The organism is Flavobacterium sp. ov086, assembly GCF_900187965.1.
GTDB lineage: Bacteria > Bacteroidota > Bacteroidia > Flavobacteriales > Flavobacteriaceae > Flavobacterium.
The window spans coordinates 108,289-132,593 of record NZ_FZNL01000003.1; the positions used below are offsets into that span (position 1 = coordinate 108,289).

At 33.4% G+C, this 24,305-nt stretch carries 15 protein-coding genes; all 15 read left to right on the forward strand.

Going from position 1 to position 24,305, the window contains the following annotated elements; all coding sequences use genetic code 11:
* Positions 1-209 precede the first annotated feature (209 nt).
* The 15 genes from CHB81_RS04110 (at position 210) to CHB81_RS04180 (ending at position 24,295) form a co-directional block, all read left to right on the forward strand.
* The gene (locus CHB81_RS04110; protein WP_089350627.1) at positions 210-1,127 is read left to right on the forward strand and encodes a bestrophin family protein; all 918 of its coding nucleotides are present in this window, start codon (positions 210-212) and stop codon (positions 1,125-1,127) included.
* 31 nt (positions 1,128-1,158) lie between these two features.
* Positions 1,159-1,851, forward strand: a complete 693-nt coding sequence (locus CHB81_RS04115) for a response regulator transcription factor (protein ID WP_089350628.1) — start codon at positions 1,159-1,161, stop codon at positions 1,849-1,851.
* The gene (locus CHB81_RS04120; protein WP_089350629.1) at positions 1,841-3,208 is read left to right on the forward strand and encodes a HAMP domain-containing sensor histidine kinase; all 1,368 of its coding nucleotides are present in this window, start codon (positions 1,841-1,843) and stop codon (positions 3,206-3,208) included. The genes CHB81_RS04115 and CHB81_RS04120 overlap by 11 nt, the downstream gene beginning before the upstream one ends.
* A 693-nt stretch (positions 3,209-3,901) precedes the next feature.
* Positions 3,902-7,117: a TonB-dependent receptor gene (locus CHB81_RS04125; protein WP_089350630.1), complete on the forward strand. Its 3,216-nt coding sequence runs from the start codon at positions 3,902-3,904 to the stop codon at positions 7,115-7,117.
* Between the two features lie 394 nt (positions 7,118-7,511).
* Entirely contained in the window at positions 7,512-8,102 is a 591-nt protein-coding gene (locus CHB81_RS04130; RefSeq protein WP_089350631.1) for a TetR/AcrR family transcriptional regulator, read from the forward strand.
* A gap of 65 nt (positions 8,103-8,167) precedes the next feature.
* Positions 8,168-8,617: a PaaI family thioesterase gene (locus CHB81_RS04135; protein ID WP_176427490.1), complete on the forward strand. Its 450-nt coding sequence runs from the start codon at positions 8,168-8,170 to the stop codon at positions 8,615-8,617.
* A 276-nt stretch (positions 8,618-8,893) separates the two neighbouring features.
* A complete protein-coding gene (locus CHB81_RS04140; RefSeq protein WP_089350632.1) occupies positions 8,894-10,444 on the forward strand; it encodes a DHA2 family efflux MFS transporter permease subunit in 1,551 nt (516 codons plus the stop codon).
* Positions 10,445-10,787: 343 nt separating this feature from the next.
* Complete coding sequence (locus tag CHB81_RS04145) at positions 10,788-11,342, forward strand: GNAT family N-acetyltransferase (protein WP_089350633.1); 555 nt, start codon at positions 10,788-10,790, stop codon at positions 11,340-11,342.
* A 344-nt stretch (positions 11,343-11,686) separates the two neighbouring features.
* Positions 11,687-12,898, forward strand: coding sequence for an NO-inducible flavohemoprotein (gene hmpA / locus CHB81_RS04150; protein WP_089350634.1), 1,212 nt, complete (start codon positions 11,687-11,689; stop codon positions 12,896-12,898).
* Positions 12,899-13,415: 517 nt separating this feature from the next.
* Positions 13,416-14,873, forward strand: a complete 1,458-nt coding sequence (locus tag CHB81_RS04155; RefSeq protein WP_254920959.1) for a histidine kinase — start codon at positions 13,416-13,418, stop codon at positions 14,871-14,873.
* A gap of 106 nt (positions 14,874-14,979) precedes the next feature.
* Positions 14,980-17,580 carry a zinc-dependent metalloprotease gene (locus CHB81_RS04160; protein WP_089350636.1) on the forward strand — a complete coding sequence of 867 codons (2,601 nt, stop codon included), beginning with the start codon at positions 14,980-14,982 and terminating at the stop codon, positions 17,578-17,580.
* Between the two features lie 30 nt (positions 17,581-17,610).
* Positions 17,611-20,952 carry a SusC/RagA family TonB-linked outer membrane protein gene (locus CHB81_RS04165; protein WP_089350637.1) on the forward strand — a complete coding sequence of 1,114 codons (3,342 nt, stop codon included), beginning with the start codon at positions 17,611-17,613 and terminating at the stop codon, positions 20,950-20,952.
* A gap of 11 nt (positions 20,953-20,963) precedes the next feature.
* The gene (locus tag CHB81_RS04170; RefSeq protein WP_089350638.1) at positions 20,964-22,283 is read left to right on the forward strand and encodes a RagB/SusD family nutrient uptake outer membrane protein; all 1,320 of its coding nucleotides are present in this window, start codon (positions 20,964-20,966) and stop codon (positions 22,281-22,283) included.
* Between the two features lie 59 nt (positions 22,284-22,342).
* Positions 22,343-23,101 (forward strand): LytTR family DNA-binding domain-containing protein, encoded by a 759-nt coding sequence (locus tag CHB81_RS04175; protein ID WP_089350639.1) that lies wholly within the window; start codon positions 22,343-22,345, stop codon positions 23,099-23,101.
* 744 nt (positions 23,102-23,845) lie between these two features.
* A complete protein-coding gene (locus tag CHB81_RS04180; RefSeq protein ID WP_089350640.1) occupies positions 23,846-24,295 on the forward strand; it encodes a response regulator in 450 nt (149 codons plus the stop codon).
* The last annotated feature ends 10 nt before the right edge of the window (positions 24,296-24,305 follow it).

A 24,305-nucleotide genomic window follows, 5' to 3' on the forward strand; every position in this document is an offset into this window, starting at 1 on the left:
TACCTTAATAACATTTCGCTTCGGAACTAGCTATGTGAAAGAAACATGTTTCTTTTTCGGTATTCTTTTTTACAGATAAAATCTATGTTTCTATGTGTTAAATTAAATTTTCAGTTATTATACCCAACAAATCATGATATTTTCTGTGATTTTTTGCGAGCGATACTTCTTTTACTTACTTTTATAACATCGAATTTCATTTTTCCCAAATGATCATAAAGAAAAAGAATACCTGGTTTAAAATGCTCTTTGAATGGAGAGGTTCCGTTTTGCCACAACTCCTTCCAAGGCTTTTATTATTGCTTTTATTTTCGCTTCTCGTTGTATATTTTAAGCCTTATCTTCTCGAATATAATTTACATATTAATCCCGCCATTTTCACTTTATTCGGAATCGCGCTGGCTATATTTCTCGGCTTTAGAAACAATGTGAGTTACGATCGTTTTTGGGAAGGCCGAAAACTTTGGGGCGCACTACTTAACGACACCAGATCTCTTGCCAGACAAAGTATTACGCTCATAAACGACAAAGAATATGACGCCAAACGAGAAAACTTCACCAACTTACTTATTGCATTTGCCTACAGTTTAAAACATCAGCTTAGAGAAACTAATTCTGAGCAGGATATGAACAGATTACTTCCTAAAGAGTTTGCAGATCATCTTAAAGAAGTCAAATTCAAACCTATAATTATCTTAAGAGAATTAGGGATTTGGGTGAAAAATGCCAAATCAGACAACAAAATCGACAGCATTACGCAACTCGCTTTCGAAGAAAATCTAAATAAACTATCCGACATTGTTGGCGGATGTGAACGAATCGCAAGCACGCCAATCCCTTATACATACAGTGTATTATTGCACAGAACCGTATATATTTATTGCTTTTTATTGTCTTTTGGCTTTGTAGAAACAATGGGATGGATTACACCATTTATAATTGTTTTTATAGCCTATACCTTTGTAGCTCTTGAAGCAATTGCAGACGAATTGGAAAATCCGTTTGGTTTGCAGCCCAACGATCTGGCATTGGACGCAATGTCACAAATGATCGAAAATACCTTGTTAGAATTAAACGATAAAAAAGTAAATCCAATAAGTCATACTAATGCTTATTGTATTACTTAAATGATATTGCACACCCCAATTATATTCGGTTATGAATAGAGTATTATTAGTAGAAGACGATCCCAGAGTTGCTTCCTTTATTTCGCGAGGACTTGAAGAAAATCTCTATCAGGTTAAAACGGTTTCTAAAGGTTATGACGCCATCAACGAGGTCATGGAAAATGAATTTGATATTATTATCCTCGATATCATGCTTCCGGATATTACTGGATTTGAAGTTTGTGAGGTTTTACGAAATAGAAAAATACTTGTCCCAATACTTATTTTAAGTGCATTAGATACTCCGCATGAAAAAGTAAAAGGATTACAATCCGGTGCCGATGATTATCTGGCAAAACCCTTTTTGTTTGAAGAACTTCTGGCAAGAATAAATGCTCAGCTTCGTCGTGCCGAATTTAGTACGGGAATATTAGATTTCCAATCTTATGCCGGAATCGAGATTAATATGAAGGAACAAAGCGCCACAAGAGACGGAAAAGAACTCAACTTATCGTCGAGAGAACTTAAGCTACTGATCTTTTTTATGAAGAACCGCGAAACGGCTTTATCGAGAATTGCCATTGCTCAGGCAGTTTGGAGCATTGATCTTGATATGAATTCTAATACTGTGGATGTTTACATTAATTATCTTCGAAATAAAGTCGACAAAAACTTCGCCACGCCTTTAATCCATACCATAAAAGGAACGGGATATATGCTGAAACAAAAGAATCATGAATCTTAAAAACAAGCTGGCGGTTAATTCCAGTTTGCTTTTTGCCTTTACGGTTGGACTTGTAATGGCGGGTTCTTTCTTGTTGTTTAGAACTCACATGAAAGATCTGTATTATGATAACCTTGAAGATCACGCGATGACAACGGCTCTTTTTTACTTCGAAAAAGACGAAATCAAAGAGATTAACAGTGAACGTTATAATCAAATCGAAATACAATACAACCGAATCAATAATGAATCGATAAGAGTTTATGATGCCAAAACAAAAAAACTTTTTGTCAAGGATAATATTGATATTCAGCTGAGTGATCAATATTTGGATTTAATCAAAAAAGATAAAATTTTACATTTTAAAATCAACGGAAGGCAATTTGTAGGTTTATTTTACAAAGACAATCAGGGAGATTTTATTATTGTAGTTTCGGGAATTGATCGTGCAGGAAACCGACAATTGGAGATTTTGGGCATTATGTTTATTATTTTTTATCTCGCCGGAATTCCGATAAACTATCTTTTGGGAACATTTCTTGCTAAGCAAACATTTCTGCCTTTTGAGCGCGTTATAGCAAAAGTAAATACAATTACGACCGAAAATCTTCATTCGAGATTAGAAGTGCCTCAAACAAGCGGAAAAGACGAAATAAAAGAACTTGTTACTACTTTCAACTATCTTCTGGAAAGACTGGAAAGCGGAATTATGATTCAGAACAATTTTCTAAAAAATGCTTCTCACGAATTAAAAACACCGCTTACGATTATTATTGGAGATATTGATGTTTCGTTGCAGCAACCAAGAACCAACAAGCAATACGAGCAAATTTTAAAATCACTCAAGAAAGATACGTTACATTTAAAATCTACTTTGGACAGTCTTTTAGTATTATCCGGACTCGAACTTTCTGAACCTCAGCAAATGGAAACAGTCAGAATTGATGAAATTTTATGGAATGTTCTGGAAAAGAAAACTATCGAATATCCTGAATCTAAAGTTTCCGTCAATTTTGATGCTATTGCCAATGATGAAGATTTGCTTTCCATTAATGGAAATAAACACATGATTTTTATAGCATTGTATAATATTCTGGATAATGCTATTAAGTTTTCATCTCCTGAACAAGTTGCCGTTTTTGCTTTTTCGAAAGAAGGAAAACTCCAGCTAAAAATTACAGATAAAGGACCAGGAATTTCAGAAACTGATAAGGAATCTATTTTTAATCTCTTTTTCAGAAGCGATAATACACGTCATATTCAAGGACAAGGATTAGGACTTTTTATAACAATGCAAATATTAAAACTCCACCATATTAATGTCATAGTTGATTCTGAGTTAGAAAAAGGCACTTCAATTTCTTTGATATTTCCTTAAATAAAAGTTTAAATTATTGACAAAGGGATGACAGTTTAAAAGATTTAGAATTTATTTTTTTCTCGCAGATTGAGCAGATTGAGCGGATCTAATCTTAATTTTACGTCATCTAAATTGAGAAAAAAAATCTGCCTAATCTGCTAAATCTGCGAGAAAAATTTTTAAGCATTGTAACTTCTTAAAATCATAATTTAACGGATTGGTAATAAAATAAAGTTTTTTTGAATAGCCTCCAGCTTTAGCTGGAGAATAAAAATTGAATAGAAAAGGGCTTTAGCCAAACTCTCCCAAATTCGGCTAAAGCCCTTCCCTTGTATTTTATTTTACATCCAACTAAAGTTGAACGCTATTCAATTTTATAGTATTTTGAAATCTATTATAGACTTAGACATATCAAAGAATTACACTTTTTGGGTTGCAATATTAATATCTAAACTTATCGTTTTTCACAATCGGTAACATTAAATTAACACTCTAATCTTTCTCTAATCTACTTCAAATACAAGACTAATCTACTTATTTTTAGCATTTTGAATAAACGATTGATTTTAAAGACCTAAACCCTTTAAACAGAAATAACACGTTGATAATTTTGCGTTAACAATGAATATTTTTATCATTTTAAGTTAACAAAAGCGTTAAATCCGATCGAAACAAACTGAGTTTCTTTGTCAAATAAAAACTAAAAACAACATGACAAAACTAAAACTCTTTTTTTCGGCATTTATGCTTCTTGTTATGGGAAACATTTTTGCTCAAATTACAACCTCATCATTATCCGCCAAAGTTAATGATGGAACCAGCCCACTTACTGAAGCTGAGGTTACATTAACACATTTACCTACCAACTCCGTTTACAGAGCTACAACTGATAAACAAGGTAGATTTAGTTTCGAAAATTTGAATGCCGGTGGTCCATATGAACTGGAAATTAAAAGTTCAGGTACCAAAGATTATTCTAATGCACAAATATTTTTAGCACTTGGTGACAATGATTTGCCAACAATTGTAGTTAATAAAGCAGACAACAATGTATTGGAAGAAGTTGTAATTACAAGTTCTAAACCATCATCTAAAAATAACGGAACCAATATCAATGAAAAACAAGTAAATGGTCTTCCGTTAATCAACAGAGGAATTCAGGATGTTACAAAACTAGTTCCACAAAGTTCTAATAACTCTTTTGCAGGAACCAATTTCAGATATAACAACGTAACAATTGACGGTTCTATAAATAACGATGCAATTGGTTTTAGCCCATCATTGGGTGGTCAATCCGGAACTTCAGGTATGCCTGGAAGCAGTACACGATCAAACTCTATTAGCTTAGATGCGATTCAGGATATTCAGGTTTATATTGCTCCTTATGATATTAAATTAGGAAACTTTCTTGGAGGAAGTGTAAATGCTGTAACTCGCAGCGGTACAAATACAGTAAGCGGATCTATTTACAGTTATGGCAGAAATGCCGCTATTACAGGTCCAAACAATGCTGGTGACGGTTCAAAAATGCCAAGCTCTTTTGGTGATTATCAAATTGGTTTCAGATTAGGTTTGCCAATTGTTAAGGATAAACTTTTCTTCTTTACCAATATGGAATATGCAGAAAGAACTGACCCTTTATTCTACAATGCCGGATCAACAAATTCTGCCGGAAAATTAACTTCATTAGTAGATAATGCTACTGCAGAACAAATTTCGAATTTCGTAAAAACAAATTATGGCTTTGATCCAGGAAGTTATGGAGCATACAATAACTTTGCAAAAAGTCAAAAATTCTTCAATAAATTAGATTGGAAAATTAATGACAAACACTCTCTTTCGTTAAGAAACAATACGGTAATTTCTCAGGCTTCAAACTTAGAGCGTGATGCGGCAAATTTTAGATTTTCAAGCATGGATTTTACGCAGAAAAACCAATCTATTAGTACGGTTTTAGAATTAAAAAGTCATTTCAACAGCCAATGGTCAAACTCCTTTATTGCAAGTTACTCAGCAATTAAAGATTATCGTGATCCAAAATCAAGCAATATCATGTTTCCCCAAACAGAGATTGGTTACAACGGAGGAACTATTTTCTTAGGAAACGATCGTGAAGCAACAGTATTTAACATGAAACAAAATACTGTCGAAATCACAGACAACCTTACTTATAAAACAGGAAATCACACGTTTTTATTTGGTACGCACAACGAATTTTACGACATTAATTACGGATTTGTAAATTCGCTTAATGGAAGAGTTTCATACAAATCTCTAAATGATTTCTTCAATAAACTTCCTTCTCGTGTTCGTGGAACGTATCCTTTTGATGGTTCTACAAGAGATGAGATTTTCAACAATCCATATGCTAAATTCAAAGTAAACTTATATAGTGTTTATGCACAGGATGAGATCAGAATTGGTAGTAAATTGAAAGTTACTCCGGGTGTGAGAGTTGATTATACAGACTTGCCAAACAAACCAAAATTAAGCCCGCAAGTTCAAAATTCTCCAGCAGATCCAAACTATGGCACAACATATAATTATACTCCACTAAGCCAAATAAATAACAACTTCTTCAGCACTGCATTAGTGTCTCCAAGAATTGGATTTACATACAATGTTGACGAAGACAAAACCTTAGTTTTAAGAGGAGGTTCAGGAGTATTTACAGGACGTATTCCGTTTGCATGGCTAGGATATGCATATTATAATGACGGTGTTGGTTACGGAAGTTATGACAAAAATAACTTAACGCCAGCTCAGGTTGCAGCAGCGGGAGATCCTTTGGCAACAAACGGATTGAACGGATATCACGATGCAACTCCAAAAGTTCAGGCAGATTTAGTAGACAATAAATTCAAAATGCCGGCAGTTTTAAGAAACTCATTGGCAATCGATAAAATCATTGACGGATACAAATTTACGACTGAAGGTATTTACACAAAAGTGATTCGTGATCTTGAATTTCAACAAGTTAATAAGCTAGACAATCCTACTTATTTCTCTTACGACACCAATCACCAAATGCCAATTTATGCGGCAAATATCAACCCGGCTTTTTCAAATGCTTACTTGTTATCAAACACAAACAAAGGGTACAGATATAGTATTACCGAAATGGTTTCAAAAACATACGATTTTGGTCTTAACTTTATGGTTGCTTATACTTACGGAGATTCTCGCGATGTTACAAATGGAATTCGTAATTCTATGGAAAGTAACTTCCAAATGAACCAATCATTGACACCAAATGATCCGCAATTGGCAACTTCAAACTTTAATATCAAACACAGAATCGTTTCTAATGTTGGATATGCAGTAAAATTAGCTGATAACAATACTTTCTCTGCTAATGTGTATTTTAATGCACAATCAGGAAATCCGTTCTCATGGGGATTTGTAAACTCAACAATTGCAGGAACAGGACAAGCAGCAGGATTGGCTTATGTCTTTAAAGATGCAGCAGAAGCAGCTAAATATATTGGAGTAAGTTCAGCAGGAGTTCCATCTGCAACAGCGGCACAACAAGTTGCAGCTTATGAAGCTTTTGTTAACGGAAATGATTATTTGAAAAGCAGAAGAGGAACTTTCACTGAAAGAAATGGTGATACAACGCCATGGAATATTCAGGCAGATTTGAAATTAATGGATGAAATTAAAGTTACAAAAGTAGGTACATTCCAAATTTCATTCAGCATGGCAAATGTTGGAAACTTAATCAACAAAGATTGGGGAAGAAGTTACTTTGTTCCAAATACATACAATTCAACAGCGAGCCTTGGTTTAACAAAATCAGGAAACCTTGGAGGTGTAGCTACTGGTGATCCAACATATACTTTCCAAAAACCAACATCTGCGCCATATACTGTAGATCAGTTAGCGTCAAGATTTCAGGGACAATTGGGGGTTAGATATTCGTTCTAACAAAGACAGTGTTTATTTTTTATTTTTTTTGTCCGCCAGTTTCAATTATGGAACTGGCGGACTTGTTTTATAGAAACTTCATAAATAAGCTTGCAAGTTTTAATTCACTAACACATAAGCCGAAGCATCAGGAAATAAAACGCATAAGTTGTTCCACCGGAACATCTCATCGGTAGCCAAATAAATTGACGTTTTTTTTCATTCCGTAGGAACGTTTGATTTTACGATCATAATAATGGCAAAAACATATACAGATTGCAGATATAATGTCCCAAAAACCTACAAGCAATATTTTTAAAATAATTGCGAAAAACACTCCATCATAAAATAATTCCCAAAAAATAAAAATAATTATACCGATTGGTATATATTTGCGTTATTATATTTGAATATCATGAGTAAAGCCGAAAGAACCAAGCAATTTATTATCGAAAAAACTGCTCCAATCTTTAATATGAAAGGATATAGTGGCACGTCTATGAGCGATATTACAGAAGCGACCGGACTTACAAAAGGCAGTATTTATGGTAATTTCGAAAATAAAGATGAGGTTGCCCTTGCTGCATTTAAGTATAATGTGAAGAAATTACAAGATGCTTTTGCCCAGGAAATCGAGAAACAAAATACCTTCAAAGGCAAACTTCTGGTGTATCCCCGACTCTACTCTAACTATCTTGATTTGAGAGTAACAAAAGGTGGATGTCCGATTTTAAATACCGCTACAGAAGCTGACGATACACATCCAATTCTTAAAAAAAACGTAGAAAAAATTATCCTTTTTTGGAAAAGAAAACTGATTCAATTCATAGAACAAGGCATTCTTTTGGGCGAATTTAAAGCCAAAGAAATAAATCCGGAAAAAACGGCATTGACGATAATTGCACTGATCGAAGGCGGTGTAATGATCTCAAAAATAACAGGAGATTTAAAAGACTTATCAACCGTAATGCTTTCCGTAAATAAAGTCATCGAAGACTTAGAATAAAACAAAACTATTTTTTTTACTATAAAATATACCGATTGGTATAATAAATTAAAATCAAAACTAAAATGGAAACAATTTCGAGATTACAAGAATTACAAAACCACATTGACAAAGAATTTACTGCATCGCCATCGCCTTTTATGCTTTGGATGCGACCTGTTGTAATCGCTGCCGAAGAAGGAAGTGTAACTTTTAAATATCTGATTAGAGAAGAAATGTCAAATCCAATAAAAACATTGCACGGCGGCGTTACAGCAGCAATTGCAGACGATTGTATTGGCGCAACAATGTTTTCTTATAATGAAAATAGTTTTTATGTCACTATAAATCTTGTCGTTGATTATTTCGCTCCGGCAAAAGTTGGAGATACTATTTTTGCCAAAACAACTGTCATCAAAAAAGGAAAACAAATGGTCAACGCGCAATGCGAAATATGGAATGAAGATCAAACCAGATTAATTGCCAGAGCCTACACAAACCTGCTTAAAACTGATCTTTCTAAAAGAAATTCTTAAGTCAACACGCTTGATTTAATTAACAAAAGCGAAATTAAACACATAGAAACATAGATTTTATTTCTAAAAAGAATACAGAAAAGAAACTCATTTCTATCGCATAGCTAGTCCCGAAGCTTCGGGATGCATTAATTATAAGTGAAACGCCTTTTTTAAGTTACAAAAAGCTATGTTTCTATGTGTTAAAAATAATTGCACTTAACGAATTAAGTTATCTGCGAAGCCAAACACCATTTTTTTTAATCAAAAATATACCAATCGGTATAATTAATACTTATGACACCTTTCCAACGAAAACTCCTCATTTTTACCGTAATTCTGGCCGCAATTATGGAGCTTATTGATATTTCGATCGTCAATGTAGCCTTATACCACATGAGCGGAAATCTGGGTGCAACTCTCGAAGATACTTCTTGGGTAATTACCGCTTATGCAATCGCCAACGTTATCATTATTCCGATTACAAGTTTTTTAAGCGCTAATCTTGGAAGGCGAAATTATTACATTGGTTCTGTAATTCTCTTTACTTTCTGTTCTTTCATGTGCGGACATTCTTCTTCTATTTGGATGTTGGTATTTTTTAGATTTTTACAAGGAATTGGCGGAGGTGCACTTTTGTCTATATCTCAGGTTGTAGTATTTGAACTTTTTCCAAAAGAAAAACAATCAACAGCCGGAGCTTTATTTGGAGCAGGAATTTTTATTGGTCCAACCATCGGTCCAACTCTTGGTGGTTATATTACTGAAAACTACGATTGGCCGTGGATATTTTTAATCAATATCCCAATAGGAATTCTGGTTGCTATTTCTTGTTACTTTCTCTTAAAAGAACCTCCTGTAAAACCCGAAAAAGCAAAAGTCGACTGGACCGGAATTGCACTTCTCGCAATTGGAGTTGGTTCCCTGCAAACCGTTCTCGAAAGAGGCGAGGTCGAAGATTGGTTCGAAACCCGATACATAATTATTTTAACCGTTATAGCCATAACAACCTTATGTCTCTTTATCTATTGGGAATTAAAAGTAGATAAACCCGTAGTCAATCTCAGGGTTCTCAAAAGTAAATCTCTAATTATAGCAGCAATCCTGACGTTTGTAACAGGTTTCGGAATGTTTATTTCTATTTATCTGAGTCCCGTTGTTGTGCAGCGCCTTTTAAACTTTTCGCCTTATCAAACAGGTTTGCTTTTGCTTCCCGGCGCTTTAATGGCATTGCTCGCCTTAAAAATATGTGGTACATTATTACAAAAAGGAGTATCTCCAGTTGTGATTATTGCCTTAGGTTTTGTGCTCTTTATTTATTTTAATTGGCGAATGTCCGGCATAACTTTAAACACCAGCGCAGCCGAAGTTTCTACTGCACTTATTTTCAGAGCGCTTGGACTTGCTTTGCTTACAGTTCCGCTTACAATGCTGGCAGTTTCTTCGCTTAAAGACAAAGATGTTGGTCAGGGTGCAGCACTAAACAATATGATGCGTCAGCTTGGTGGTTCTTTTGGCGTATCGATTATAAACACGTACATCGCACATCGTTTTGCCGATCATCGAAATATATTAATTTCAAATGTTACGCCAGATAATGTAAAAGCAATGGACAGAATTAACGCTTATATAAGTTATTTTCAGCATAAAGGATTTGCCTATAATGAAGCCAAAATAAAAGCGCTAAAACTCATGGAAAATGTCATCATAAGACAATCATCATTATTGAGTTACAGAGATGCTTTTGTAATTGTTGGATTATTTTTTGTGATCACATTACCCCTATTATTATTCGTAATGAACAAATCAAATAAAGTAAAACCCGGCGTTATAATTTCTGATCATTAAGCGTATATTTCTTGCGAAATATATCACAAAACCATTTCAATAATCTCTCAAAGACGCAAAGTCGCAAAGCTTTGGTTTTTAAAGTTTATACTAAAATTTGCAAAATATTTTGTGCAATCCTTAATTCCTTTAGAATAAAAAAACTTCGCGACTTTGCGTCTTTGCGAGAGATGTATTTAGTCATCATTTACAATTACCTCTTTAATTTAATAACATCAATTTGACCTATCCCAAAATATAAAATCAACATCATGTTCAATTTCAAACATTATGTTAATTAGTGTTAGAAATAAGAACTAACTCTAAAAGTTGGTGTAATTTTGCACTTCATAAAAAATAGATCATGATTATTAGAAAAGCCATTCAAACCGATTCACCATTTATTGCACCATGTTTGTTATTGGCAATGGAAGACATTATCTATAAATTTATTGGAAGGAAAGATTACGATAGTGCGAGAGATTTTCTATTATATTTTGTAGAAAAAGAAAACAATCAATATTCCTATCAGAATTGTTTTGTAGCTGAGGAAAACAATGAAATTATTGGCATTGTAAATATTTACAACGGAGCCGATTTAATGGTGCTGAGGTTGCCAATTATCGAATATGTCAGAGCAAACTTTAACTCCGATTTTAATCCGGAAAGCGAAACGCAAAGCGGAGAATTTTACATTGATTCTTTGGGTGTAAATCCAAATCATCAAGGAAAAGGTATTGGATCAAAATTACTGCAATTTTTGATTGAAGAATTTGTAACCAAAAATAATCAGACTTTGGGTTTATTGGTCGACGAAGAAAATCCAAATGCCAAAAAATTATACCTAAAACTAGGTTTCAAATCTGTTGGGACTAAAACTTTGGTTGGAAAAACATTGGAACATCTTCAAATTGGTTAATTATTTTTGATGCTGGTTTCAGGTTTCAAGTTTCAAGTTTGAAATGAGAATAGAAACTCTTTAATGATTTAACCGCAAAGAGCGTAAAGGTTACGCAAAGTTCACAAAGTTTAAACACAAAGCTTTGTGAACTTTGCGTTTTTATAAAATCCTGCTTGGCAAAAAAACTTTGCGGACTTTGCGGTAAAATTTACACAAGCCTGAACACATTTCAAACTTGAAATTTACCTCTTATGATTTGAATCATAAAATAGAGCTTTATGACGGGTTTAAATTTGTAAATATAAATTCTGAACGGGTTTATAGTACATTAAAATTTAATTCTAAATTCAAATTATTCAAAGATGAATCAATATCAAAAAGAACTGATTAAGGCTACTATTCCAATTTTAAGATCAAACGGCGAAGATCTTACCTCCTATTTCTATAACCGAATGTTTACACACCATCCTGAATTGAAAAACATTTTCAATATGGGAAATCAAGCTAACGGAAAACAGAAATCTGCTTTGGCAAATGCTGTTTTGGCTTACGCCGAAAATATAGAAGATCCAAGTGTACTTATTAATGTTCTAAAAGGAATTGGAACCAAACACAGAAGTTTGAATATCCAGCCGGACCAATATAATATAGTAGGAACGCAATTGATCGCTTCGATTGGAGAAGTTGTTGGCGAAGCTGCAACTCCGGAAATTCTCGAAGCCTGGGCTATTGCCTACAATCAGCTTGCACAAATTATGATTGATCTTGAAAAAGAACTTTACAAAGAAAATGCTGCAAAACCGGGAAGTTGGAACGGTTGGAGAAATTTTATAATTAAAAAAATAACCAACGAATCGAGCGAAATCAAATCGTTTTATCTTTATCCCGAAGACGGACAACCCATTACAGATTTCCATTCCGGTCAATATATAAGTGTTCATATTTTTGTTCCCGAATTAGGTTTCATGCAACCAAGGCAATATAGTTTATCAAGTGCTTTCAATCCGGAATATTATAGAATTTCTGTCAAGAAAGAAATCGGATTCGCTTCAAATCCATCCGGATTGGTTTCGAATACGATGCATTCAAAATCTGAAGGTGATGTTATTTCGATTTCAGCTCCGGCGGGATTATTTCACTTAGAAAAAGATTCTGAAAATCCGTTGATCTTAATTAGTGGAGGTGTTGGCTTGACGCCGATGTTGAGCATGCTGGAAACAAATGTAAATGCTATTCAGAATAAAAAAACAGTTTGGGTTCACGGTTGCCGAAATGAATCGGTTCATGCTTTTAAAGATCAGATTGCTTCTTTAAAAGAAGAGGTAAAATGGCTTGAAACTTTTACTTTCTATGATTCATTAGAAAATACTGATAATCATTCGAACCAAATCATTGAAGGTCGCGTTGATCTTACTAAATGTAAAGATTCAATTCTATTAGAGGGTGCAAAATTCTACATCTGCGGACCAGAAGTTTTTATCAAAAAACAATATCAATCGCTTATAGATTTAAAGGTAAATCAGAAGAATATTTTCTACGAAGAATTCGGACCGCAAATTATTAATTTGAATTAGGAATTTTGTTTCAGGTTTGAAAAAGTTTCAGGTTTGAAATGAGAATAGATACTCTTTATCATTTAACCGCAAAGAGCGCAAAGGTTACGCAAAGTTCACAAAGTTTTAATACAAAGCTTTGCGAACTTTGCGTTTTTATAAAATCTTGCTTAGTAAAAAAACTTTGCGCTCTTTGCGGTAAAATTTCATACAAGCCTGAAACTCATCACAAACTTGAAACCTGAAACCTGAAACAAAAACAACCCTTTTTCTCCCTTAACAAGATTTTTACTAAACGCATCCACGAAATAAGTGTTAACTTTTTACAACTAAAACGCTATCAGTCAAAAAGTTTTATATTTGCACGCGAAAAAAAATAAATACCACATTTTTATAAGGATAAAAAAGCTTCCTTATATATTAATATACATCTTTGAAATTTACTTTTAAAAATACTTTTTCCGGTAGGACCTTCTTTATTTTAGGAATCATTTTCGTTGTCCTTACATTGGTTTCTATTTATATATTTAGTGGTTTAATGACTCAAATCACTGAAACGTCAAATATTGCAACTGAACAACGCACCTTATTAAAAAAGGAGGAAGTTATGGTTCATGAATTGTCACGATTTCTTGAAACTCAAAATGAGCTAAAAAGTATTGTTGAGATGAGTAATACCAAAAACTTATCTGACAATCTAAAAGTTCTAAGTACGATTCACGCCAATGACAATATTATCAAAAACAATTGGTTTCAGATTAATGATCAAAAAATAGAATTTACTGCTTCTATTAATAGTGACAACATCAAAACTTCTATAAAAGATTTTGTTGCAAAAAACAGAAATCTGGATCAGTCGAACATCATTGTTGAAGATCCTCAAAATTTTTCCTGGCGCATCTATTATAAATATGTTAATACAAATGGTACTGTAATTCGATACGGATATGATATTGATTTGGAATCAATGCAATCTTATTTCGCAACGATTGATCAAAAGTCACCAACTTATGCTTTTGTATTTGACAAAAAAGGAACGATTATTTTTCATCCCGAAATAAAATTGCTGGAAAAAAATATTTTTAAGGTTACAAATATATCTCTTCAGGATACGACTCTTAAAGACAAGGATACCTTTAACCGGAAAATAGCACTTTCGGAATATTTAGGTCTGGATATTGTACGTTATACAAAACGATTGAATCTAAAAGGTACAAATTGGTATTTGTGTGTCAATTTTCCTAAAAAGATTTCAACTGAAGATGTAGATGCGGTAAAAAAGTATGCTTGGTTAATTTACATTATTACGACTGCAATTTTAATTGTGTTCTTTTATTTGTTTACCATTTTTACGCGAAGAACTTTTCACGAAAAAGAAATCTTGTCTCAGGAAAAAAATAAACTTCTTCTGGAAAATGAAAAAATCAATAAAGAGAAAGCATTAATTCAGCTGCAACAATTAAAGGAGCAAATTAATCCACACTTTTTATTCAATTCTTTGAATTCGCTTTACATGCTTATTGAAGGTAATACTGGTGTAGCAAGAAAATTCACTTTGAATCTTTCTAAGATTTACAGATACCTTATTAATCCGCCCCTTAATAATATTGTTACGGTTCAGGAAGAATTGCTTTTTATCGAGAAATATATATTTCTGCAACAAACCAGATTCACAGAAGAATTTGTCTTTACGATTACTATCGAAGACGAAAGCAATTTGGCTAAAAAGGTACCTTATCTGGCTTTTCAGATTGCGGTCGAAAATGCTATTAAACACAATATCGCTTCTGATGAAAATCCTTTGAAAATAACCATTGATATTAAAGAAAATGTTGTGATCATTACCAATAACTTAAATGAAAAGCAAAACTTCGGAAAAGAATCTAAGTTTGGTCACAAATACTTAGAAAGTATCTACAATTATTATTCTAAAAAGGATTTTAAAACCTTCAAAAAAGACGGAGATTTTACTTGCATTTTACCCTTAATTGGTTAGAAAAAAAACATTCACTCCCAAAAAAAAGCCACTCACTCCTTTTTGTTTTTTTTAACAAATCCGGCATTATATTTTTATCATAAAATTAACCTAAAATTAACTTTAAATGGGGAAAAATGCAATGTTGAGAGCCCTAAAAATCATCTTAGTACTGGCACTATTATTTAGTACAGGAACGATGGTTTCTCAAAAAAAGAATAAAAAGAACAAAGAGGACAAAACAGAAGAGGTTAAAGATTCAATTAAATCTCCAAAGGGAAAAAAATATAATGATCTTGTAAAACAAGGAACTTTCAAAAAAGGATTGTTCAATACGATTCAGGTAAAAACGGATCTGTATTTAGAAATAAATGATTCCCTTTTTCAAAGAGAATTTTTAGTGGTAAATAAAATTTCAAGTGTTCCAATGCCGGTTAATGATGCCGGATTAAATAGGGGGATGAATTATGAAAACAAGATTATTACGTTCCACAAAGATCTTGTTGCTAAAAAAGTTTGGGTAAAATCATCAGAACCTAAAGTTTCATCCCCAATTGGAGACGCTATAACGGCTTCGGTAAATGCTAACTTCTCAGAATCTATTATAGAGGTCTTTGATATTGAAACAAAAAATAACGACTCGACTTCGATTGTTATTAAAGTAAATAAAGTTTTTGACGGAAAACAAAAAAGCTTCAATGATGTATTGAGCAATATTGGTTTTGGCGGATCTGTAAAATCAGACTTATCATATATAGAAAGTGTGAAAACTTTCCCTAAAAATATTGTGGTTAAATCTCAGCTTACTACTTCTGTAAGCGAAGGCGGTCCTGCTCTATCTGTAACGATTGGAGTTACTTCTAATATTATATTATTGGACAAAGTGCCAATGCAACCACGTTTTGCAGACAATCGTATTGGTTATTTCGCAGAAAAACACTGGTACTTTAGCGATGATCAACAAGCTATGCGTGAAAAAGAATTGATCACGCGTTGGAGATTAGAGCCTAAAAAAGAAGACATTGAAAAATATAAAAATGGAGAATTAGTAGAACCTAAGAAACCTATTATATATTATATTGATCCATCGACTCCTAAACAATGGCGCTCTTATATTATAGAAGGTGTTCGCGATTGGCAAGTAGCTTTTGAAAAAGCAGGTTTTAAAAATGCTGTAATTGCAAAAGAACCAACTGAGGCTGATACTGATTTTGATATTGATGACGTACGTTATTCGGTTATTACTTATGTGGCTTCGCAAAAATCAAATGCTATGGGACCTGCGGTTGTAGACCCTAGAAGTGGGGAAATTATCGAGTCTGATATTATCTGGTGGCATAATGTAATGACTTCATTGCAAAGTTGGATGCGTATTCAGACCGGAGCGATTGATCCAAAAGCAAGAGGAAACAAATTTAGTGATGAACATATGGGTGAAGCAATTCGTTTTGTATCGTCTCATGAAGTTGGACACACTTTTGGTCTGAAACATAATATGGGAGCATCTTTTGCATATCCTGTAGAATCGTTAAGATCTAAAGAATTTACAGAAAAAATGGGCGGAACTGCTCCGTCGATCATGGATTATGCACGTTACAATTATATTGCTCAACCTGAAGATCATGTAGAAGCGATTACTCCAAAAATTGGTGAATATGATAAATATGCCATCGAATGGGGTTATAGATGGTATGCAGATCAAACTGAAGAGCACACAGCATTAAATAATCTGATTGCAAAACATCAAAATGATCCCCTTTATTTCTACGGTGAACAACAAGATGGAGACAGTACTATAGATCCTCGCTCACAATCTGAAGATTTGGGTGATGATGCTATGAAAGCCAGCGAATATGGTCTTAAGAACCTAAAAAGAGTCGTAAGCAATATTCTGGAATGGAGTTATGACAAAGACGAATCTTATTACCAAACGGGTAAACTTTATATAGGCGCTATTGGTCAATGGAATTTGTACAACTATCACGTATTAAACAATTTGGGTGGTATTTATTTGAATACTACTGTTCATGGTGATAATAAAGCGAGTTATGTTCCGGTTCCGGCTGCGATACAAAAAAGAGCTGTAGCGTATTTACTGAAAAACACGATTGCGATTCCGGAGTGGTTATTTTTTAATCCGATTCTGGATAAAACAAATCCGCTGAAAGATTCGCCGTTAGGACCATACGAATACACACCTTATACATTGGCAAGAGAATTACAATACAGTGTTTTCTATAGTATGTTAAGCGATGATCGTTTATTGCGAATGACCGAAAACGAGTTGTTTCAACGTAATGGTACTAAAGAAAATATATTTACGGTTACGCAATTATTCCAGATACTACGTCAAAACATATTTGCTTCAACGATACAAAACAAGTCGCTTACGATTTTAGAACGTATGACTCAAAAGAATTACGTAGATGTATTGATTGTTTCGACAAATAAACTTTTTGAAAAAACTGATGCTAAAAAAGGAATTCAGTTAAACGAAAATTTAAACATGCCTCAATTGTGTGACTATTTAGACGGATCAAAAATGGCACGCAACATTAATCAGTCTTCTTTAAAAAGAGTTACTGAGGTTACTTCTGATAAAAAAGGGGAACTAAACCAGATTTTGCAATTATTGAAATCTAAAAGAAGCATTGGAAATCAAGAAACCAAGAATCATTATTTCGATTTGATCCAACGCATTGAAAGAGCATTAAACAACACATTATAAAATTTTTAACCAAACTCCAAACACAAACTAATGAAGAATCTATTTTACATGCTGAGTTTCCTACTTGCCCTTTCCGGGTATGCGCAGGAAAGGACAATTAAAGGTACCGTAGTTGATGCCAAAGACGGACTGCCAATACCTGGTGTTACTGTTTTTGTAGAGAACAGTTCCGTATCTAACAACACACAACAAAAAGGTGTGATCCAAAGTTCAAGCCTTGGAACCGTAACTGATTTTGACGGTACATTTGAATTCAAAATCAACAGTAATATGAAAAGTTTAAGAGTAACTTATATGGGTTACCTACCTTATACTATTGATATTACATCACAAAACAACTACACTATTTCTTTAAAATCTGACGTAGCAGAATTAAAAGAAATTGTTGTAACAGGTTATCAAAAAATCGAGAAAAGAAAATTAACATCGGCTGTTGCGCAAGTTGAAATGGCAGATATCAAACAAGCAGGTGTTGCGAGTTTGGATCAAATGTTAATTGGTCAGGTTGCGGGTGTAGCGGTAACGCAACAAACGGGAGCTCCTGGAACAATCTCAAAAATCAGAATTCGTGGTACTGCATCTCTTAATGGTGCTCAGGATCCGTTATGGGTTTTAGATGGTTTACCTCTTGAAGGAAATGATGTTCCTCAAAACTATGACAAAGACAATATAGATGTATTAAGTAACTTTTCTATCGCAGGATTAAACCCTGATGACATCAAAGATATTACCATATTAAAAGATGCTGCTGCAACTGCTATTTACGGAGCAAGAGCTGCAAATGGTGTTATTGTGGTAACGACTAAAAAAGGAAGAAAAGGAAACATGAAAGTAGACTTTAGCGTTAATACTTTTGTGACTCAAAAACCTGATTTTTCTAAATTAAACCTTTTAAACTCTTCTCAAAAAGTAGATTTTGAACTTTCGCTAGCTTCTAGAGAAGATTTGACTTACAGAGACACGGCTGGGGAAATTTCCCGCATTCTAAACCAGGCTAATGAATTAGGAGCCTATAGATCGGGAGGTTTTTCGTCTCTAAGTCCAACAACACAAAACTCAATCAACGCTTTAAGAAGCAACAATACTAATTGGGGTGACTTATTGTATAAAACTGCTTTTAACACGCAATACGCTTTAAGTTTATCCGGTGGTGGTGAAAGATCTGATTACTATTTCTCTTTAGGAGCTTATAATGAAGAAGGAGCTACTGTAGGAACTGGTTTTGACAGATACAACCTTACCTTAAAAAACAACTTCGATGTAACTGATAAATTACACGTTGGTGTTGGAATTTTTGGTACTCAAAGCAAGAAAACAAGTTATCTTTCAGATACAGATGGTTTTACAAATCCTTCTAATTATTCAAGAAACGTAAACCCATACCTGACTCCATTCAATACTGATGGAAGTTATAAATATGATAAAGATATCAAAGGATTTGGAAATGGAACTGTTTATGTTCCTTTTAATTTCTTAGAAGAAAGAGAAAATACGAATTACGAATTACTAACAAGATCGGTAAAAGCATTACTTGATGTTGATTATAATATTACAAAAGGCTTAAAAGCAAGTACACAAATTGGTTTACAGTTTGATAACAATTCTTCTGAAAAATACGCTGGTAAAGACACTTACTATACAAGAAAAGAAAGAGAAAAAACAAGTGTATTTGCAAACGGAGCTTATAATTATTTCCTTCCTTTTGGTGGAATTATTCAAAATTCAAACACAGACTTTTTCCAATACAACTGGAAAACTATGGTGAACTATAGTACTACTCTTGGAGGAAAACATGAGTTGGAATTTATGGTTGGTAATGAATTAAGAAAAAACAAAACCACTGCTATTAATACGAAAGCTTTTGGTTATGATCCAAAAACATTGACATCAACTCAAATTGTTTTTCCAACTCCAAGCTATGCAGCTGACATAAACTATAGAACGTATTTAAAGAATGAAAACGAAAATGCATTTGCATCATTCTTTGCAACAGCATCTTATACTTACAACAGAAAATATACTTTCTTTGGAAGTGTTCGTTACGATGGTTCAGATTTATTTGGTGCAGACCCTAAATACAAATACTTACCATTATGGGCAGTATCTGGTTCTTGGGCAGTATCTGAGGAAAATTTCTTAAAAGATAGTGACGTGATTTCTAATTTAAGATTACGTGCGTCTTACGGTTTACAAGGAAATATCGACAAAAATACTTCTCCGTATGTAGTGGGTACAAACCAAACAACTGTTATTTTACCAGGACAAACAGAACCTGTTATTTCAGTATCTTCCCCTCCAAATGATAAATTAAGATGGGAAAAAACCACCAATACTAACGTTGGAATGGATCTTGGTTTATTCAAGAATCGTATCAACATTATTACCGATGTTTACGGAAGAAAAAGTACCGATTTAATTGGTTTACAATCGCTTGCTCTGGAAAATGGATTTGAATATACAAATGCTAACTGGGCTCAGGTAACCAATAAAGGATATGAGATTTCTTTGTCTACCAGAAACATTGATCATCCAAACTTTAAGTGGAATACCACAATCAATTTTGCTCATAATAAGAGTAATGTTGATCGTATTCAAACAAGATCAAATAGTTATTTACCTTCTAGAGAAGGACTTCCGGTGAATGCGGTATTCGCATTAAAAACTGCAGGAATTGATGAAAATGGTTATCCTTTATTTGTAAATAAAAAAGGAGAAACCGTAAACTCACAAACCTTTTTTGCCCTTTATGACCCATATGCAGATTTTTTCCCGGGAGTTCTATCTCAATCAAAACTTACAGATGCAGAAACAAGAGATTTGTTTACTTATGTAGGAGATTTAGATCCTAAATTTACTGGTGGTTTTATCAACACCTTTAAGCTTCATAATTTTGACCTTACAATTGCAACCACTTTCAATATTAAACAAACTGTTGTTGAAAAACCTACTTTCAATGGCACACAATTAGATCGTGGTCAAAACTATACTACTGATGCGCTTAATGCATGGTCACCTACTAATACAGGTTCACACATACCTGGAATTACAAGTGAAACTTCAGGAACAGGAGATTCATGGATGGCTTACCAATGGTATTCTGGAGGAAATCAATTGCCAATGTATAACTATTTAGATACATGGGTTCATGAAATGAGTTTTATGCGTGTAAGCAGTATTCGTTTTGGATATTCTTTACCTAAAAAAGCTACAAACAGTATGTTTATGGAAAACATTAGATTTAGCATTGAAGGTAGAAACCTATTCGTAATCAGCTCTGATTACAAAGGTTACTTTGACCCTGAAACTTTTGGAAATATCTATGCACAACCAATCCCAAGATCAATTTCTTTAGGATGTAACCTAACTTTTTAATCTGATTCAAAATGAAAAATATATTAAAATACGTATTCTTTGCCAGCGTAGCAATTACTACTGTAAGCTGTGATAATTACCTTGATGTTAAGCCAGTGGGTAAAGTAATTCCGGAAACTTTAGCAGATTACAGAGCCTTAATGACAAAAGGATATTCTATAACTGCAATTCACAAAGCATTGTCTGCTGTAAGAGCAGATGAATTGATTCTTGATGAATTTAATGACAATGCAACTTTCTATAAGGATCATTATATCTGGAATGATATCAATCCTGATAAAACGACAAACGTTTTTCCTTATGCAACTTTATACAACAGGATTTTTTATACGAATGTAGTTATCAATGAAGCAAGCCAAAAATTAGCTCCTTCTGCAGAGAAAGACCAATTAATTGGAGAAGCTTATGCATTAAGAGCCTTAAGTTACTTTGATTTATTGAACATATTCAGTAAACCTTATAATGCTGCAACAGCTGCATCAGACAAGGGTGTTCCATTGGCTTTAAAAATAGATTTAGAGCAAGCTTATGTTCCTCAAAGTATTGCTGTTATTTACGATCAGATTTTATCTGATAACGAAGAGGCAAAAAGATTATTGAATTTAGACACGCAAGCAACAGGTATTAATTATCGTTTTTCTAAGGCTTCTTTATATGCTATGGAATCTCGTATTTTCCTTTACAGAAAAGAGTGGGCTAAAGCTATTGCTGCTGCAGATAAAGCAATGACATTCAAAAATGCTTTAATAAACTTAAATGCGACACCAGCTTTGCCTAACCTTTATAATGGTCCGGAATCTATATTAGCGCTTGAGGATCCTTTTATCAATATTATAAAAGGAACATCATATGCTTCACCAACTTTAACAGGTGTTTATGATAAAACAAACGACTTACGTTTTGCTTTGTATTATCAGGCAAGCGGAAGCAGATTCAGATTTAGAAAAGGTGGTGATATCGCTCAAAAATGTACTTTTAGAACTTCTGAATTGTATTTGACAAAAGCAGAAGCATCAGCACAATTGAACGATCTTCCAACGACAAGAACAACAGTTTTGGCTTTTATCAAAAACAGATATACTGCGACAGGTTTCAACACATTAAGCACATCGATTGCTGCAATGACACAAACTCAGCTTCTTGATTTTATAGCTCAGGAAAGACAACGTGAGTTTGCGGTTGAAGGTCACCGTTGGTTTGATTTAAGAAGAACTACTCAAAAACAAATCATCCATAACTATGGTGGAGAAGATCATACATTGATAGAAAATGACCCGCGATATACGCTGCCATTTCCTAAAGATGCAATATTAAACAATCCTGAATTGTAATAAAATTAGCTCCGTTTTTAACGGAGCTTTTTTTTTAACTTTGCAGAAAAATAAACCAAATGAAAATTGTCATTATTGAAGATGAACATCTGGCGTCAAGCTATCTGAAATCAATTCTGGAACAACAAACCATAATTTCGATCAGTGAAATTTCGGTGGTGAAATCTGTAAAAGATGCTGTTGCGTTTTTTAAAATAAATACCGTTGATCTTGCTTTTATGGACATCCATTTGGGAGACGGAAAAAGTCTGGACATTTTTGAGCAGACGCTTGTTTCCTGTCCGGTTATTTTTATTACCGCTTATGATTCTTATGCCGTAAAAGTTTTCAAACATTTCACGATCGATTATCTTCTAAAACCTTATGAAGAAGAAGAATTGTTGGAAGCTTTAATGAAATATAAAAATATTAAGGAAACCTTCAATACCAATTTAATTGTAGAATCGCTTGTTGAAATTGAAAATCAAAGCAACATTCAGCATCACTTTTTGGTAAGTCACAGAGACAAACTCATTTCTGTAAATGATACCGCAATTACCTATTTTTTTGCCACAGGAAAACATCTGTTTATCTATACCAATTCCGGCAACAGTTATTTGTACAATAGCAATCTAAAGGATTTAATCAATAAACTTAATCCAATTCTATTCTTTAAAGTAAACCGAAAATATATCATCAACCGTCATCATATTCAGGAAATCATCAAACATTCGAGCCAAAAAATTGAAATGCTTTTAAATGTTTCTGTTCCCGATAGCGAGCCTATTATTTTAAGTAAAAAAGAAATTAATAATTTCAAGAACTGGCTGGATTCTTAAAACAGAGAATACCTTTAAAATATTTTTGCAATCTTAACTATGTCTCGCTTAAAACACAAATTTCACACACTAAGCAATCTTTTAGAATGGTGTTAATTTGAGACCCGAGATTGAAAGTCGAACAGACGAAGTAAATCCATATTTTTTTCTACAACTCATATTCCCTCTTAATCAAAGAGTCAACTCCCCTTTTTCAATATTAAGATTTCTAATACAATTCTAATAATCTTCTAATAAACTTATTTAGATTAAATGTAAACGACGTTATAAATTTGCACTTCTATTGATTTTGTAATACACAAAAATGAAATTTTCATAGCCATTACAAAAGTGCAAGACAAATCAACAAGCCAGGTACTATTACATTGGAGTGTTCTAAAATTTTACGGCAGCAGTGATGCTTACTGTAACAAATGTTTTTACTTGTTTTTTTAATTAGAACATTCTGCTTCATAATTCTGGAGTAGAATGTTTCTAAGAAAGTATCATTTGTTGGTTTATTTTTTTTTATCAAAAGAGCTGTTGCTAAACAGCTCTTTTTTTTATTTCTGTAAAAAGTAAAAGACATTTTCTTAGTATCATAAATAAAGCATTATTCTAAAAAATTGATTATGATTTATCATTCAAAAGAGTTAAATTTATTGCAATAATCTTGACTATTTGTAATAAAAATAGGTCTACCTTAGCAGAAATAAACCCTATTCAGGTCTATATAAATATTATAAAATTTTATCCTATTATATAATGAACAAGCAGAATTACAATCTTTTACTAGCAGACGACGATGAAGATGATTGCGCTTTTTTTAAAGAAGCCTTAGACGAATTAGCGCTTCCGGTATCACTTGTAACTGTTAATGACGGTGTGCAGTTAATGGATTATTTAGAAGAGAATTTCTCAAACAATTTACCGGATATTCTTTTTCTTGATCTCAACATGCCCCGCAAAAATGGTCATGAATGTCTGGCTGAAATAAAAAACAAAGCAGAGCTTAAAAATCTTCCGATAATTATTTTTTCGACCTCATTAGACACTGATATTGTTGATTTAATGTACGAAAAAGGAGCTACACATTACATTCGCAAACCAGGCGAATTTTCTAAATTAAAAAAGGTCATTGGCAATGCATTAGCCATAACATCCGAAAATAATTTCAAGCAACCTGTCAGAGCACAATTTATTCTTCAACCTTAAATAGTTTTTA